At 46.3% G+C, this 15,195-nt stretch carries 14 protein-coding genes; 2 read left to right on the top strand and 12 right to left on the bottom strand.

Annotated elements, in window-relative coordinates; genetic code table 11:
- Positions 1–65: 65 nt before the first annotated feature.
- The 6 genes from C0033_RS24275 to C0033_RS24250 form a co-directional block, all read right to left on the bottom strand.
- Complete coding sequence (locus tag C0033_RS24275) at positions 66–380, bottom strand: PTS sugar transporter subunit IIB (RefSeq protein ID WP_103230433.1); 315 nt, start codon at positions 378–380, stop codon at positions 66–68.
- On the bottom strand, positions 377–1,690 hold the full coding sequence (locus tag C0033_RS24270) for a PTS transporter subunit EIIC (RefSeq protein WP_103230432.1): 1,314 nt from the start codon (positions 1,688–1,690) through the stop codon (positions 377–379). Before C0033_RS24270 ends, C0033_RS24275 begins: the two co-directional genes overlap by 4 nt.
- 70 nt (positions 1,691–1,760) lie before the next feature.
- On the bottom strand, positions 1,761–3,185 hold the full coding sequence (locus C0033_RS24265) for a family 1 glycosylhydrolase (RefSeq protein WP_103230431.1): 1,425 nt from the start codon (positions 3,183–3,185) through the stop codon (positions 1,761–1,763).
- A 2-nt stretch (positions 3,186–3,187) separates the two neighbouring features.
- A complete protein-coding gene (locus C0033_RS24260) occupies positions 3,188–3,511 on the bottom strand; it encodes a PTS lactose/cellobiose transporter subunit IIA (RefSeq protein ID WP_103230430.1) in 324 nt (107 codons plus the stop codon).
- A 22-nt stretch (positions 3,512–3,533) separates the two neighbouring features.
- The gene (locus C0033_RS24255) at positions 3,534–3,842 is read right to left on the bottom strand and encodes a PTS sugar transporter subunit IIB (protein WP_180994883.1); all 309 of its coding nucleotides are present in this window, start codon (positions 3,840–3,842) and stop codon (positions 3,534–3,536) included.
- Positions 3,843–4,111: 269 nt separating this feature from the next.
- The gene (locus tag C0033_RS24250; protein WP_103230428.1) at positions 4,112–5,251 is read right to left on the bottom strand and encodes an amidohydrolase family protein; all 1,140 of its coding nucleotides are present in this window, start codon (positions 5,249–5,251) and stop codon (positions 4,112–4,114) included.
- A gap of 167 nt (positions 5,252–5,418) precedes the next feature.
- Between C0033_RS24250 and C0033_RS24245 the strand changes: the two genes are divergently transcribed.
- Entirely contained in the window at positions 5,419–5,796 is a 378-nt protein-coding gene (locus C0033_RS24245) for a LysR family transcriptional regulator substrate-binding protein (protein WP_103230427.1), read from the top strand.
- An 82-nt stretch (positions 5,797–5,878) separates the two neighbouring features.
- Here C0033_RS24245 and C0033_RS24240 read toward each other — a convergent pair whose 3' ends face one another.
- From C0033_RS24240 to argC, 6 genes are all read right to left on the bottom strand, one after another.
- On the bottom strand, positions 5,879–7,753 hold the full coding sequence (locus C0033_RS24240; protein WP_103230426.1) for a BglG family transcription antiterminator: 1,875 nt from the start codon (positions 7,751–7,753) through the stop codon (positions 5,879–5,881).
- Between the two features lie 17 nt (positions 7,754–7,770).
- Positions 7,771–8,973, bottom strand: a complete 1,203-nt coding sequence (locus C0033_RS24235) for an aspartate aminotransferase family protein (protein WP_347501221.1) — start codon at positions 8,971–8,973, stop codon at positions 7,771–7,773.
- A 34-nt stretch (positions 8,974–9,007) separates the two neighbouring features.
- Positions 9,008–9,901, bottom strand: a complete 894-nt coding sequence (gene argB / locus C0033_RS24230; protein ID WP_103230425.1) for an acetylglutamate kinase — start codon at positions 9,899–9,901, stop codon at positions 9,008–9,010.
- Between the two features lie 110 nt (positions 9,902–10,011).
- Positions 10,012–11,235: a bifunctional glutamate N-acetyltransferase/amino-acid acetyltransferase ArgJ gene (argJ, locus tag C0033_RS24225; protein ID WP_103230424.1), complete on the bottom strand. Its 1,224-nt coding sequence runs from the start codon at positions 11,233–11,235 to the stop codon at positions 10,012–10,014.
- A gap of 64 nt (positions 11,236–11,299) precedes the next feature.
- Complete coding sequence (locus C0033_RS24220; RefSeq protein WP_103230423.1) at positions 11,300–11,776, bottom strand: GNAT family N-acetyltransferase; 477 nt, start codon at positions 11,774–11,776, stop codon at positions 11,300–11,302.
- A 122-nt stretch (positions 11,777–11,898) separates the two neighbouring features.
- Positions 11,899–12,939 carry an N-acetyl-gamma-glutamyl-phosphate reductase gene (gene argC, locus C0033_RS24215; RefSeq protein ID WP_103230474.1) on the bottom strand — a complete coding sequence of 347 codons (1,041 nt, stop codon included), beginning with the start codon at positions 12,937–12,939 and terminating at the stop codon, positions 11,899–11,901.
- Between the two features lie 309 nt (positions 12,940–13,248).
- Here argC and C0033_RS24210 point away from each other — a divergent pair, with 309 nt between their 5' ends.
- Positions 13,249–14,475 carry an argininosuccinate synthase gene (locus tag C0033_RS24210; RefSeq protein ID WP_103230422.1) on the top strand — a complete coding sequence of 409 codons (1,227 nt, stop codon included), beginning with the start codon at positions 13,249–13,251 and terminating at the stop codon, positions 14,473–14,475.
- Positions 14,476–15,195: the final 720 nt, after the last annotated feature.

Raw genomic sequence — 15,195 nt, 5'->3', positions numbered from 1 at the left:
CCGCGTTCCGCAGCTTTTATGTACATAACAGCAGGGTTGCCGCTTTACAGCTTGCAAACGGCCTGTTACTGCTGTTTAAATTCTTCGATTGCCTTTAATGTGTCTTTGAGAATCTTATCTCCGCGCATCATACCGTAATCACGGGTATCGATTGCGAGAACCGGGATCTTGTTCTCCACTTTTTCTTTTACTTCGTCCAGCGCATAGCGGATCTGAGGTCCTAACAGGACTGCGTCGGCCCCTTCTTTATGATCGTCCAGATCGCTGACCGGAACGGCGACTGCTTCCAGTTCGATCTGCTGGGCGGATGCCGCGGCTTTCATCTTATTCATCACCATGCTGGTGGACATTCCGGCATAACATACTAAAACTATCTTCATTCACTGATACCTTCCTGTTCTTCTTTGTATACTTTATTATCATACACCTTAAAGAAAGGATAGTAAATAACTGCATCCATGATTATTAATAAAACCACCAGAATAACCGCCTTAAAATCCATCGTAGCTAAAAATGCTCCGATCGGTGCAAACAGGTTCCATCCCGGCTCCACAAAGCATCTAGATATAATTCCGCTGGACATGCAGATATAAGTGATGATCGCGTTTAATGTCTGAGCCACGATAAATGGGAACAGCATCAGCGGATTCAATACGATCGGAAGTCCGAACAGCACCGGCTCATTGATATTGAAAAGCGCGGGTACAATGCCGATTTTTCCCACGGTTTTTAGCTGAGTTGACTTGCTGGTGAGCAAAAGCGCCGCAAGTGCAAAGGTAGCTCCTGCTCCGCCGATGGTAACGAATACCCACCAGTATGGGGAACAGAATACGAAAGGCAGATCCTTTGCGGAAGTTCCCGCAGCATAAGCCGCTGCATTCATAGCGAAGTTGGAATCCCTGATTGGGGAAAGCACTGCGCCGATGGCCGTATCGTGGATACCAAACCACCACAGAACCTGCTGGAGAACGGAAACGATGGTTACTCCAAACACGTTGTCAATGAATTTGATCAGCGGTGTGATCAGGCTTAAAACCAGCTCAGGCAGTATGACACCGCTCACATTTTTCACCAAAGTGGTGAAGAAGGTTGCAACTAAAGAAATAATTGCGATTGGCACCAGCGCCTCAAAGGAAGCAGCCAGAGCCGGGGGCACGCTGTCAGGCATCTTTATGGAGCCCACCTTGTGCTGAATCAGGAAACGGTAAAATTCAACCGTAATAATTGCCACGATCATGGCTGAAAACAGTCCGGTGCCGCCGAAATAGCTGTTGGAAAAACCGCCTTCCACGTAATCGGTGTTGAACAGTAAAAATGTGATCAATGTGGTGATGGTCGGCGTATAAGGCTGTATCTTATAATGAACCGATAAAAAGTATCCGATTCCGAGAGCCACATAGATGGCCAGCGAACCCAGCGTTACGTCAAACAAAAAGTTCAGCGGACCTCCTACAGCCGCAGCCAGCCCGGCCCAGCCTTTGAAAAATCCATAGAGCAGGCTTCCCGCCTCCATCGTGGTGTAATCCATAGGCGGTTCCGCGATAATCAGCGCAAAGCTGCCGATCATCATTAACGGCATCGCCGATAAAAATGAACTCTGAATCGATTTTAAATACTTATTCCTTGCGATTTTGTTTGCCAAAGGCAGAATGTGTTTCTCAATCCATTTAGTGATTCCTTTGTTTTCCATCTCATCTTTCCCTTCCCATTTGTTATTGTTATGATCCTTTATGCCGTTATGAGCGCATTTTGCTTATTTTTCAGCGGCCGCCCGATTCCTGGTTCTCATTCCGGATGAAATCCCGGTACCAGTAATAGCTTTTCTTAGGAGTCCGTCTGCAATTATCATCAAAATCCACTCTGACTAAGCCATAGCGTTTTTCATAACCGTTAATCCAGCTGTACAAATCAAATGTAGACCACACATAATAGCCCTTCAGGTTAAATCCATCCCGGATGGCCCTCCGCATCTCTTCCATATGCCTGCTCAGGAAATCAATCCGTCCGTCGTCTTCCACCATGCCGCTTTCCGCCGGTTTTTCATACATGCCGACTCCATTTTCCGTGATGTAGACAGGCACATCGCCATATTTTTTCCTGATGTCCGCCAATTCGTCATAGATTCCTTTGGGATAGATCTCGCAGTCCCATGCCGTGTATTCGCTGTCAGGATCTTTGGCCTGTTCAAACCAGCCCTTGATGATTAACTCCGCCCTGTCGTCCCCTTTTTTGCCGGTATTATTGGCCTTTAATATGGTTTCTCCCGACGTGTATGGCTTGATTAACGCGCGGCTGTAGTAATTGATTCCGATGAAATCCACGATGCCGTTTTTAAGGATTTCCTCGTGCTCCGGCTTCATGAAAGACAGGTCAAATCCCTCCTCCACCAGTTTTTCAAGCAGATCCTGAGGAAAATGTCCCAGCATCGGCGGGTCCAGCACCCAATTGTTAAAATAATTATCCGCCAAGCGTCCGGCCTTTTGGCACGCTTCGCTTTCCTCATAAAGATCCACATTGGCGCTGGCATGTACGATTCCGATCTGCCCCTTTGCCTTGGACTCCCTGAACGCTTTTACCCCAAGGGCGCTGGCCAGCATCACATGATAGGCCGCATGGATCATCCGCTGGAAATCCTTCACATTAGGAGGATAATTTCCGATGGCATATCCGGAAGTGATAAAATAGCTTGGTTCATTGATGGTCACCCACAGATTCACCTGATCTCCGAATGCATCAAAACATACTTTCGCATATTCGGCAAATGCATACGCAGTTTCTACATTCTCCCATCCGCCCTTTTGAGCCAGAGAATTGGGAAGATCCCAGTGGTATAAGGTAACATTAGGTTCCACCCCGTATTTAAAGCAGGTGTCGATCACCTTCCGGTAATATTCGATTCCTTTCTGGTTCACCTTTCCGGTTCCGTCCGGCATAATTCTGGGCCATGCCAGGGAAAAACGGTAGGTGTTCTGTCCTCCCTCCGCCATCATCTTAATGTCCTCTTCAAATCTGTGATAATGGTCGGAAGCCACATCCCCGGTAGTATAGGTGATGCAGTTTTTGTCGCTGTGGCAGAATTCATCCCACATTCCCAGCCCTTTTCCGTCTTCATCCCAGGCCCCTTCGCACTGGTAGGAAGCGGTGGCCGATCCCCATAAAAATTCTTTTGGGAACTTTACATCCATGTTTACTCCCCCTTTTTCTGAATCATCTGATACATCTGAATCATCTCTTTTGCCAGTTCAAGCACGGTCATGGCAGTCATCACATGATCCTGCGCATGCACCATTAAAAGACTCATAGGAAATGGCTCTCCGCCCGCTTCCTTTGAGATAATATCAATCTGGGACCGGTGAGCGTTCTGGATGGCCTGCTCCGACTGTTTTACCAGCTGACCGGCTTTTTCAAAATCTCCGGTTCTGGCCGCCTTTAAGGCCTCCATCGCAAAGCTCCGGCCCTCTCCCGCATTTACCACCAATTCCATTACGATTAATTCCTGATTCGTATCCACAAGATTACCTCCTTGGCTCTATTTATTCTGCCTGTTCCAATTCCTTTTTTATTATTTTTAATATGCTTTTTGCATCCATCATTCCATATAAGACGGTGTCCAGGGCGATCACCTTTTTCTCAGGGTATTTGTCCCTGAATTCCTCCAGCCGGTGTCTTACCTGAGGCCCGAGGACGATGAGATCCGGTTTTTTTTGAAATTCATCCACATCGAATGCGGAACAGGCGTCGATTTCACACTCATATCCCTCTGCCGCAGCCTGCTTTTCCAGCTTTCTCACCAGAAGGCTGGTGGACATTCCCATGGCGCATAATAATAAGATCTGTTTCACAATTTTCCTCATTTCTATGGGGTATCTATTCAGCAATCCTTACATTATCTGAATAAAAATACAGTCTGATGATTATAGAATACCTGTTTTTCGTCTTTGTTGCCATACAGGATTTTACCGGATTGTATGTGGTAATTTTTAATCATATAATACTTTGCAGAAATCGCTTCTCTATGATGAGAAAAAGAGCCGCTGCTGCCGTTTTGACATCAGTGACTCTTCTATAAATAATTTTTATTTCCAGCCCTCTTTTTCAGAGGTCTTTGGTCTTATCCGAAATACACCTGGCTGTAAACCACATTTCCGCCTTTTATGGTCATCTGTGGCACAATCATCTCATGCCCTTTCAGTTCATTGATTCCATCCGTCCAATCGCGGTATGTGATCTCCCGCTCTTCCACTTTAAAAATCACCAGATCCGCTTCTGTTCCCGGTTTTAGGGAAGCCAGATCTTCCCGTCCGATCAGTCTGGCGGGCATGAGCACCGCAGCATCCAGAATGCGTTCCAGAGACATGCCAAATGTCAGATATTTGGACAGCACCCGGGGAAGGCTGTGGAGTACGCCCTGATAATAGGAAACCGTATTGACGTCCGAGCTGATGATATCCGGATAAAATCCCTGTTCGATGGCGGTCTGGGCCACTTTTAAATCAAAGTTATTTTTTCCGTTGCAGGCGTCGAAAAGCACGCCCCGCTCTCTGGCTCTTAAAATTCCTTCCCTCACATTTTTATTCCGGTCCAGAATCGTTTCCTTTCCTTTATTCTGGTATGCATGGCAGATCACATCACCCTTTCTCAGAATCGAAGCCATCTTTTCCAAATTCATGGCGGGGTCCGTAATATGTACCACCAGATTGCATCCCAGTTCTTCTCCCAGCTCCACCGCCTTTTTAAGGGAGGCTTTTGCTGTTTCAGGAGACGCGATATTCGCTGAAAGTCTGATTTTTAATCCGGTTAAGGTATTGGGATATGTGCAAAACAATTCTTTTATCCGCTTTACATCCATGAGTTCGGGATCCAGATTTTCCGTATACCGGCTGGTTAGCTGGCCTCCGGAGGCCACCAGAAGCTGAGCCAGAAGCCGCACATCCGACCGGTCAATCACTGCCTTCTGAAAAATCTCATAAGAAGACGCGCCGCAGGTGCCCGCATCCACCGCAGTTGTCACGCCGCAGGGAAACGAGGCCGCATCCGCATTGACTCCATTTTCGGCTCCTCCTTTAAAATAGTGCACATGATAATCGATAAAACCAGGAGCAACATAACATCCTTTTGCATCGATCACCTGACATTCCGGTCCGGGAAAGCTCTCTTTTAACCGCCCATTTTCAATATAAATATCCCGGTTCTCCATGAACCCTTTTAACGGGTCATAAACCCTGCCGTTTTTAATCACATAATTATACATCTGTCTTCTGCCTCTCTACTCAGCATCTTTTACCGCCTGCAGCGCTTCATCCGTAAGTTCATCTCCAAGATTTTTACGAACCATGTCATATACCACTCCGGCTTTTTCCTGAAGCTCTTCCAAAACCGGGGCATCCAGCGTGATAATCTCACAGCCTGCGTCAATACATGTCTGCAGACCTTTCCTGCTTTAAGGAAGATTCATTTTCCCTTATCTTCCCAGAATCCACCATGCGCGCAGTGATCGACCCGCTGTTTCACAACGCCGGATTCAAACCCAAAATACTGTTTGAAACTTCCATGAATCATGCTTTGTGCAAGATGGTCAGCCGCGGATTATGCTGTACGATTCTGCCTCAATTTTATGCGGTCCAGTATCATGATATCGCCTGGTTCCGCCTAAACGGCAATTCTCAGTGGAAATGGTGCATCGTATATCCCAATGGAATTCAGCTGAATGCCGCCGCACAGTATCTGATCGAACTTGCCCGCGGTTACGGCGCAAAAGAAGAGCAAAAATTAAGAGAATGGAGAGGTTTTATCTGATCCGGCGGATATGCCTTTGATCCGTTCTCCATTCCCTTTTTTGCAGCTTTGCATTGACCGGCAGGCTGCCTGCTTATAAAATTTATTTTTCCCTCAGCAAATCCATAAAAACCGCAAATTCCGGATGGCTGATCAACTGCCGGATGGCCTCTTCTTTTAAGAGCAGCTCAGTTGTCACCTTATAAAATTCCTGTATCCGCGAATGTTTCCCCTCTGCCAGTGAAACAAGCAGAACCACCTGCACCTGGTTCTGTACCCAGTAAATCGGTTTTTGCAGGATTCCCACCGCCACAAATGTGGTGTCCGTCATCATTTTATACGGATGCGGCAAGGCCACCAGATTGCCGTAATCCGTATGAGCCAGGTCCTCCCTTTTCAGCACGGAATCGTAAAATTCCTCCGGAAGCGTCCGAAACCGGCTGATCTTTTCACACATGGAGGCGATCACCTCTTCTTTGCTGTTTCCCTCCAAATCAGGGAAAAACAATTCCCCGCTGTAGTAACCGTTCAAAAAATCCATCTCATTTTCCTGAAGTTTTTCCCGGATTTTTAAGATCTCGCCGTCACTTAAAAAAGTCTGTATTTCCATAATCGGCCGCGGAATTTTGGATTTTACGGGCACTGTGGTCAAGACATAGTCGATATCGGAAAAATCCATGTCCTCAATCTGATAAACCGTGCAGATTTTGATTTCTTCGATATACTTACCGAATTCTTCCATATATTTATATTTTAAAAGCTGGGCGCTGCCCTGTCCCGATGAGCATACCATCAGGATCCTCTTCTTCTGAATCCCCTTTTTATCCCGCTCCATGGCCAGCGCAAATTGCAGGGCTATATAACCGGTCTCTTCATCCGAGATGCTGCTATGGTAATATTCCATCAAAGGGATCACCGCCTGGCCAGCTGCCGTGTAGGGAAACATATAATTCTTCTTGATTTCGTCCAGCATGGGATTTTGGATTTTCAGCTGATATCTGAGCCGGATATCCATGGGCACCATATGGTAGTTAAGGGCCATCCTCAATTCCAGATTGCGCCGATAATCCAGCCCGAACGTCTCATAAACCGTATTCACCATCCGGTCCACCAGTTCATCCAGATACTGAGGAATCACATAATTGGTATCTTCCCACCCGGCGGCGGCAAACGTCCGGTTTCCCGCCATCAGCACCGCCAGATACAAGGTCTCACATTCCGGAATCACGATGGATTTTACCTCTCCCAATTCCTCCGCAAGCACAGACGCAGCTTGAAACTCCGTCCGCTCTTTCATAAATTCCGCCTCTTCCGGCATGCGGACAAAAAATCCCTGTTCCATCCTCTTTACACTGATCTTTACATACAGATACAGCTCTCTTAAAGCCGCCTCCGTGATCTCCAAATGGAATTGTTTTAACACGTTTAAAATCAGCTGCAGCGTCTTATCTCCGCTTTCAGCCTCATATTTCTTTGATAAATGCTCTGAAATACATCTCCGCATTCCCAGTTCCTGCCCCAGAACCTTCATTCCATATCTGGATTTCTTCTCGACAATCAGCCCATAGCCGTCCAAAATGGACTCGGCCTTTCTGAGATCGTTCACCAGAGTCTGTCTGGATATGTACATCTTTTCCGCCAAATCATCCATTTTCACATAGGTCTGAGCGCTCAAAAGCTCATTCAGCAGATATTTTACCCGATGCTCCGGCGTAGTCAGCCCCATCCTGCCCTCAGGCTGCCTGCATTCTTCCAAAAACTTTTGAAAACGGCCTTGATCTTCAATTTCCAGGCAGTATCCATAACGCTGTTTGGAACGAAGAACGGCACCATTTGCAATGCATATGGTGCCCAGCTCTTTGATTCTGGTTCTGACTGATTTTTCACTGAGATTTATCTTTTCCGCCAGCTGCCTGGCCGTTTTGTATTCACAGCCAAGCAGCTCCGACAGAAGCATTTCCAATCGTTCATCTAACACGTATCAATCCTCAACTTTTACTGTAAAGACGATTCAATCGCTTTTTCAAGCCTGATTATCATCTCATCAACGTCTGATTTTTCAATCACAAGCGGCGGCACGAACCGGATAATGTTGCTGCCGGCGCTGATTAAAACAAGTTTTTGCTCTATCAGAGCATTTTTCACAATTGGGGCCACCGGAATGGAAAGTTCCAGGCCCTGAATCAGCCCTTTTCCGCGGCTTTCCACCACAGCATCGTACTTATCCACCAAACCGGCCGTTTTTTCTGCCAGATATGCACCGATTTCCTTCACATGATCCACCAGTTTTTTCTCTTCAAACAGGTCTAACACCTTGCTGGCCGCCGCACATACCAATGGATTTCCGCCATAAGTAGTTCCATGGTCTCCCGGAACCATGGCTGTCGCCGCCTTTCCGCACGCCAGAAATGCTCCAACCGGCACGCCGTTTCCAAGAGCTTTTGCCACCGTCATCACATCCGGCTTCACGCCGTATCCCTGCCATGCAAACATATCCCCGCTCCGGCCCATGCCGCATTGGATTTCATCCAGCATGAGAAGCATATCATGGTCATCGCAGAGCTTGCGGACGCCTTTTATAAATTCATCATCAGCCGGATAGATCCCGCCTTCTCCCTGAATGGTTTCCATCAGGACGGCACATGTTTTTTCATTAACGAGTTCTTTCACACTGTCCAGATTGTTGAACTCAGCAAACTTAATATTGGGAATCAAAGGGTAAAACGGCTCCTGGTAATGGTCATTTCCGGTAACGGACAAAGCCCCAAGGCTTCTTCCATGGAATGAATGCTTCATGGCGATGATTTCATAATCAGGCGCCATTCCTTTATTATACGCATACCGTTTCGCGATCTTTAACGCGCCCTCGACTGCTTCCGTACCGCTGTTGGTGAAAAACACCCGGTCCATCTGAGAGACTTTAAGCAGCTTTTCTCCTGCCTCGATGGACGGCTGGTTATAAAACAGGTTGGATGTATGAAGCAGCTTATCCACCTGATCCTTTACCGCCTTGCTGAAATCGGGATCATTGTATCCCAACGCCATAACAGCGATTCCCGCCCCGAAATCCAGATATTCCTGCCCTTCGGAATCGTAGAGATTTACGCCCTGACCGTGGTCAAATATCACCGGAAAACGGTTATATGTCTTATAAAATGACTGTTCTGCCTTATTTATATATTCTTCTTTATTTATCATCATTTTCACCTCTTATTTTCCGTCTGCGCCGCATTTAATCGTGGAAAAACCGCTCCTCTTTGGTATTTAAAATCGCGGTTCCAATACCTTTATTGGTGAATATCTCCAGCAGCAGACAGTGAGGAATGCGTCCGTCCAGAATATGTACCCGTGAAACGCCCTCATGAATGGCGTCAATACAGTTCTGAAGCTTCGGAAGCATACCGCCTCCCAGCATGCCGCTGGAAACAAATTCCTGCGCCTCATCCACCGTCATTTCTGAAATCAGGGAATCTTTATCTTCAAAATCCTTATATACCCCTTCCACATCCGTCAGAAATGCCAATTTTTCAGCATTGACGGCACGGGCGATGGCACAGGCGGCATCGTCGGCGTTCACATTGTAGCTCAGATAATTATCATCATAACCGATGGGACAGATAATTGGAAGGAAATCTTTTTCTAAAAGATCGTAGATGATCTTAGGGTTCACCTCTTTGATCTCGCCTACATAGCCAATATCCTCTCCCTTGGAGTATTTCTTATCGCATTTTAATAGCATGCCGTCTTTTCCGCTGATTCCAACCGCCTGAATCCCCAGTTCGTTGACTAACTGAACCAGGCTCTTATTCACCTTGTTGAGAACCATTTCCGCAATCTCCATGGTGGGCTCGTCGGTTACGCGCAGACCGTTGACAAATTTGGGCTCCATGCCTATCTTATTTACCCATTTGCTGATCTCTTTGCCGCCGCCATGGACGATAATGGGTTTGAATCCTACCAGTTTTAACAGCACGACATCCTGGATGACGTGCTTTTTCAGTTCTTCATCCACCATGGCGCTGCCTCCGTATTTGACTACGATGATTTTGCGGTTGAAACGCTGGATATAGGGTAATGCTTCGATTAAGACTTCTGCTTTCTGCATGATATTCTGATCTAATTCCATAATACTCTCCTTTTTTACACTAAGCGTGAAGGCATTTTGCGAAAAGCCTTCACCTTTTACTTTAAACGTGAAGGCTTTTCGCAAAATGCCTTCACGTTTCATGTTAAATCTTACGAGCGGTAATCCGCATTAATCTTCACATAATCAAATGTAAGGTCGCATCCCCAAGCCGTCGCACAGGCATCTCCCATCTTCACGTCCGCAATGGCTGTCACCTCAGGCTCAGACAATATCTTAGTCGCCTCTTCCTCACTATAATCCAGCGCAACTCCATTCTCAATAATCTGCATCTTTCCGGCCGCACTTTCAAAAAACAGATCCACCTTTTCCGGATCAAACTGTGCACCGGAGTAGCCCATCGCACACAGAATACGTCCCCAGTTGGCGTCATGGCCGAAGATCGCCGCCTTAGTCAGGCTGGAAGTAATGATTGACTTAGACAGAATCACCGCCTGTTCCTTACTCTCCGCGCCGATCACCTTAACTTCAAAAAGAGCCGTACAGCCTTCCCCGTCTCCCGCCATCTTCTTAGCCAGAGTTTCATTGATATAATTTAAGGCCTGTTTAAACGCATCATAGTCAGCTCCCGCCTCCTTAATTTCCGGATTCCCGGCCATGCCGTTTGCCAGCAAAAGAACCGTATCATTGGTAGAGGTATCGCCGTCCACGGAAATCATGTTGTATGTATCTTTAATATCCTCGCTCAGCGCCTGCTGAAGCATCTCTTTGGAAATGGCCGCGTCCGTTGTAACAAATGCCAGCATCGTGCACATATTCGGATGAATCATGCCGGAACCTTTGCACATTCCTCCGATAGTAACCGTCTGTCCGCCGATTTCAACCTGTACCGCCACTTCCTTTTTTACGGTATCCGTAGTCATTATCGCCTTAGCCGCCGAAGTTCCGCTTTCCAGGCTGCTGTCTAAAAGAGGCGCCATCGCTTTCACTCCGGCCGCTAATTTATCCATGGGAAGCTGTTTTCCAATCACTCCCGTGGACGCAACTAATACGGCATTTTCCGGAACCCCCAGCGCTTCTGCTGCCGCTGCCGCCGTATCTTTGCAGTATCCAAATCCCTCTGCGCCCGTACATGCATTGGCAATTCCCGCATTTACCACAACTGCCTGGGCATATAAGGAGTTTTTCACTATGTCCTGATCCCATTTCACAGGGGCCGCCTTCACCACATTCGTTGTAAATGTTCCGGCCGCTTTACACGGTGCTTCGCTGTAGATCATAGCCATATCGGTCCTGTCCTTATATTTAATTCCTGCTGCTGTTGAAGCTGCTTTAAATCCTTTTGCTGCGGTAACACCGCCTTCTATCTTTTTCATTCTATCCTCCGTCCTGCCAGATGAATGGCAATTTCGTTTTGAGCAATACATTTTATCTGCTGTGTTACGGTCTGTGAATCTTAACCGCCGTGCTGTTTCCTACAAATTCCGTGATATTCATTTCATTTAACGTATAATCGTAATAATTTATATCATTCCGGAAGGTCCATCCAAGTTCCTGCCAGAACTTATTTCCCAATTCATTATCCTTAAATGCAACCAGGCTGACTTTATTAATGCCTTCTTCTTTCAGCGCTTTCGCCGCAATTGACGCCATCTGCTGTCCGATTCCCATCTTCCGGTAATCCTCCGCCACGCATACGTGATAGAAACATCCGCGGCGCCCGTCATGTCCGCAAAGGATCGCACCAATAATCTTTCCCTCATCCTCGGCCACAACGCTGGTGGTGGGGTTTCTTCTTATAAAACGCTCTACGCCTTCCCTTGAGTCATCCATACTTCTGATCCCAAAACCGGCTATACCCGACCATAATTCATAAACCTGATCGTAATCCTCTGTTGTCATCACACGAATATTCATAATCTCCTCACCCTCTTTTTTTACCTGAAGGGTGAAGGCATTTTCGAAAATGCCTTCACCCTTTAACTTAAAACCTCAAGGCATTTCTGAAAATGCCTTCACCCTTTCGTTTAAAATTCCCTTTACGGAAACATAGGAACCAGCTTCAATCCCTTATTCTCTTCCAATCCAAACATCAAATTCATATTCTGAACTGCCTGCCCCGCAGCTCCCTTCACCAGATTATCCATAGCGCCCATCATAATAATCCTTTTCGTTCTGGGGTCAATCTTAAAATTCACATCCACAAAGTTGCTGCCCTTCACCCATCTGGTCTGCGGCGTCACATCTTTATTCAAAACCCGTACAAAATACTCATCCGCATAATATTTATCATAAACCGCCTTAACTTCCTCATAAGAAACGTCTTTCACCAGATTCGCATAAGCGGTAATCAAAATGCCTCTGTCCATAGGCACCAAATGAGGTGTGAAATTAATCACCACCGGTTCGCCCGCCGCATAGGAAAGCTGCTCTTCGATTTCCGGCGTATGTCTGTGAGATGCCACTCCATATGCCTTTATGCTCTCATTCACCTCACAGTAAAGGTTATCCACCTTGGCTCCACGGCCTGCGCCGGAGGTGCCTGACTTGGCGTCGATGATGATGGAATTGGGATCGATCAACCCTTCCTTTACCAATGGGTAAATGGATAAGAAGGAACAGGTTGGATAGCAGCCCGGATTTGCAATCAATCTGGCTTTTTTAATATCTTCCCGGTTGATCTCGGGAAGGCCGTATACGGCTTCTTTTATGTATTCCGGCGTCGGATGTTTGATTTTGTACCATGCTTCATATGTATCCACATCTTTGATTCTGAAATCCGCGCTCAAATCAATAATTTTTACTTTCGAAAGAATCTCTTCATTAACAAGGGATGCGCACAGGCCCTGTGGAGTTGCGGTAAATATTACGTCCACTTTGTCCGCCAGTTCTTCCATATTATCGTCCATACATTTCGCATCCACGATCTCGAACATGTTCTGGTATATGGATGCGTATTCCTGTCCTACATAGCTTTTAGAGCCGTACCAGACGATCTCCACGTCGTCTCTCTGCATCAGAAGGCGAACCAGTTCTCCCCCTGCATATCCGGTTGATCCTATAATTCCAGCTTTAATCATATTCATTTTCCTCTCATAAACATACATATTATTTTACAGCCATTATCTTTATTCTCCTATTATAATGACTTTTTTCCTATAAAGAAAGTACCATTGACAATTCTTTCCAAGAGGCGTCAAAATGCTGCACCGCTTTGATGATTCATAATTATACATTATCAATGCATAATATGCAAGTTCTTTTTAAAAAAATGATTTTGCTATTGCATTTTCATAAAATATGTTGTATATTTATGAAAGTTCGAAAAAGCAATTCGAAAATAAACAAACATGGTTTACTACATATAAACATTGAAGGAGGAAATGATTATGAAAGAGAAAGTTGTATTAGCTTATTCCGGCGGTCTTGATACCACTGCTATTATCCCTTGGTTAAAGGAACATTTTGATTATGAGGTTATTTGCTGCTGCATCGACTGCGGACAGGGAAATGAATTGGACGGTTTAGACGAAAGAGCTAAATTATCAGGCGCTTCCAAATTATATATCGAAGATCTGGTTGATGATTTCTGCGATAACTACATCGTGCCTTGCGTTCAGGCCAACGCTGTTTATGAAAACAAATATTTACTGGGAACTTCCATGGCCCGCCCTGCAATCGCTAAAAGGCTGGTTGAAATTGCACGTAAAGAAGGCGCTTCCGCAATCTGCCACGGAGCTACTGGAAAGGGAAATGACCAGATCCGTTTTGAGCTTGGCATCAAAGCCCTGGCTCCTGATTTAAAGATCATCGCTCCATGGCGGATGACGGATGTATGGACCATGCAGTCCCGTGATGACGAAATCGAATACTGCAAGCAGCACGGAATCAACCTTCCGTTCTCCGCTGACTCCAGCTACAGCCGCGACCGCAACTTATGGCACATCAGCCATGAGGGCCTGGAACTGGAAGATCCGGCAAATGAACCGAATTACGATCATTTATTAGTTCTTGGCGTATCTCCTGAGAAAGCTCCTAATGAAGGCGAATACGTTACCATGACATTTGAAAAAGGGATTCCGGTAAGCGTAAACGGAGAAAAGATGAAGGTTTCCGACATCATCAAGAAATTAAATGAATTAGGCGGAAAACACGGCATCGGCATCGTGGATATCGTTGAAAACCGCGTTGTAGGCATGAAATCCCGCGGCGTTTATGAGACTCCGGGAGGAACCATCCTGATGGAAGCTCATCAGCAGCTGGAAGAACTGGTATTAGACCGCGCTACCATGGAAACCAAGAAAGAAATGGGCAATAAATTCGCTCAGATCGTTTACGAAGGAAAATGGTTCACTCCTCTTCGCGAGGCAGTTCAGGCATTTGTGGAATCCACTCAGGAATATGTGACCGGAGAAGTAAAATTCAAACTTTACAAAGGCAATATCATCAAAGCCGGAACCACATCTCCGTATTCCCTGTACAGCGAGTCATTGGCATCCTTTACAACCGGCGATCTGTATGACCATCACGACGCCGATGGATTCATCACATTGTTCGGTCTTCCGCTGAAGGTACGCGCTATGAAGATGCAGGAAGTTGAGAAAAACAAAAAATAGAGTAAATCTTTATTTAGTTTAGAAAGGTACGCCGGAAAGAAGGGGACACCTGGGCGGGCGGCGGAACTAATAAGGAATAGGGGATTCGAGTTTCGACCCTAAGAGGTACTAAGGCCGCCAGAAACGGAAAAAGGCAGAGCGGCGCCCATTCGCAGTGAACTCCTGATGACTTCACTGCTCAAGGGGCGCCTCAAATACTGATTCGGTATTCAGTATTTGTCTGCCTTTTTCCGTTTCTGCCAGCCAAGTACCTCTAAGGGTCTGCAAACGATCCCCTATTCCTTATTAGTTCCGCCGCCCGCCCAGGTGTCCCCTTCTTTCCGGCTGTTGCTTGGCTAGCTAAGAGAAAAAAAGATTTGGTGGATGGGAAAGTAGATTTTTACATCAACCGTGAGGTCTTTTTCAGAAATACCTTCACGATTTAATGTAAAGGGTGAAGTCTTTTCGTGAAATGCCTTGACGTTTAAAGTAAAACCTGAAGGCATTTCCGAAAATCCCTCAACGATCTATGTAAATGTGATTCTACATAAATACCTACTCACCAATATTGTTTTTAACCAAGCCAGCGAAAACCAGCCCGGAATCGGGAGGCGGAGCCGGAAGACGAAGGTCGGAGGGGCCGTCCGGGCCGGGGAAGGAAGATGCAGACAGATCGGATCGTATGGAACCCCTTTAGAACATCTTAGGCCCGTAAGGGCAGAACGAGGCAGGTAGAAACTG

Source organism: Clostridium sp. chh4-2 (assembly GCF_002899675.1).
Taxonomy (GTDB): Bacteria; Bacillota; Clostridia; order Lachnospirales; family Lachnospiraceae; genus CHH4-2.
This window is presented reverse-complemented; position numbering and strand designations above follow the sequence as displayed.

Coding starts and splice junctions, on each gene's coding strand:
- C0033_RS24275 (WP_103230433.1), bottom strand. CDS start 380: ATGAAGATAGTTTTAGTATGTTATGCCGGAATGTCCACCAGCATGGTG.
- C0033_RS24270 (WP_103230432.1), bottom strand. CDS start 1,690: ATGGAAAACAAAGGAATCACTAAATGGATTGAGAAACACATTCTGCCT.
- C0033_RS24265 (WP_103230431.1), bottom strand. CDS start 3,185: ATGGATGTAAAGTTCCCAAAAGAATTTTTATGGGGATCGGCCACCGCT.
- C0033_RS24250 (WP_103230428.1), bottom strand. CDS start 5,251: ATGTATAATTATGTGATTAAAAACGGCAGGGTTTATGACCCGTTAAAA.
- C0033_RS24245 (WP_103230427.1), top strand. CDS start 5,419: ATGTCTGCAGACCTTTCCTGCTTTAAGGAAGATTCATTTTCCCTTATC.
- C0033_RS24235 (WP_347501221.1), bottom strand. CDS start 8,973: ATGATAAATAAAGAAGAATATATAAATAAGGCAGAACAGTCATTTTAT.
- argB (WP_103230425.1), bottom strand. CDS start 9,901: ATGGAATTAGATCAGAATATCATGCAGAAAGCAGAAGTCTTAATCGAA.
- argJ (WP_103230424.1), bottom strand. CDS start 11,235: ATGAAAAAGATAGAAGGCGGTGTTACCGCAGCAAAAGGATTTAAAGCA.
- C0033_RS24220 (WP_103230423.1), bottom strand. CDS start 11,776: ATGAATATTCGTGTGATGACAACAGAGGATTACGATCAGGTTTATGAA.
- argC (WP_103230474.1), bottom strand. CDS start 12,939: ATGATTAAAGCTGGAATTATAGGATCAACCGGATATGCAGGGGGAGAA.
- C0033_RS24210 (WP_103230422.1), top strand. CDS start 13,249: ATGAAAGAGAAAGTTGTATTAGCTTATTCCGGCGGTCTTGATACCACT.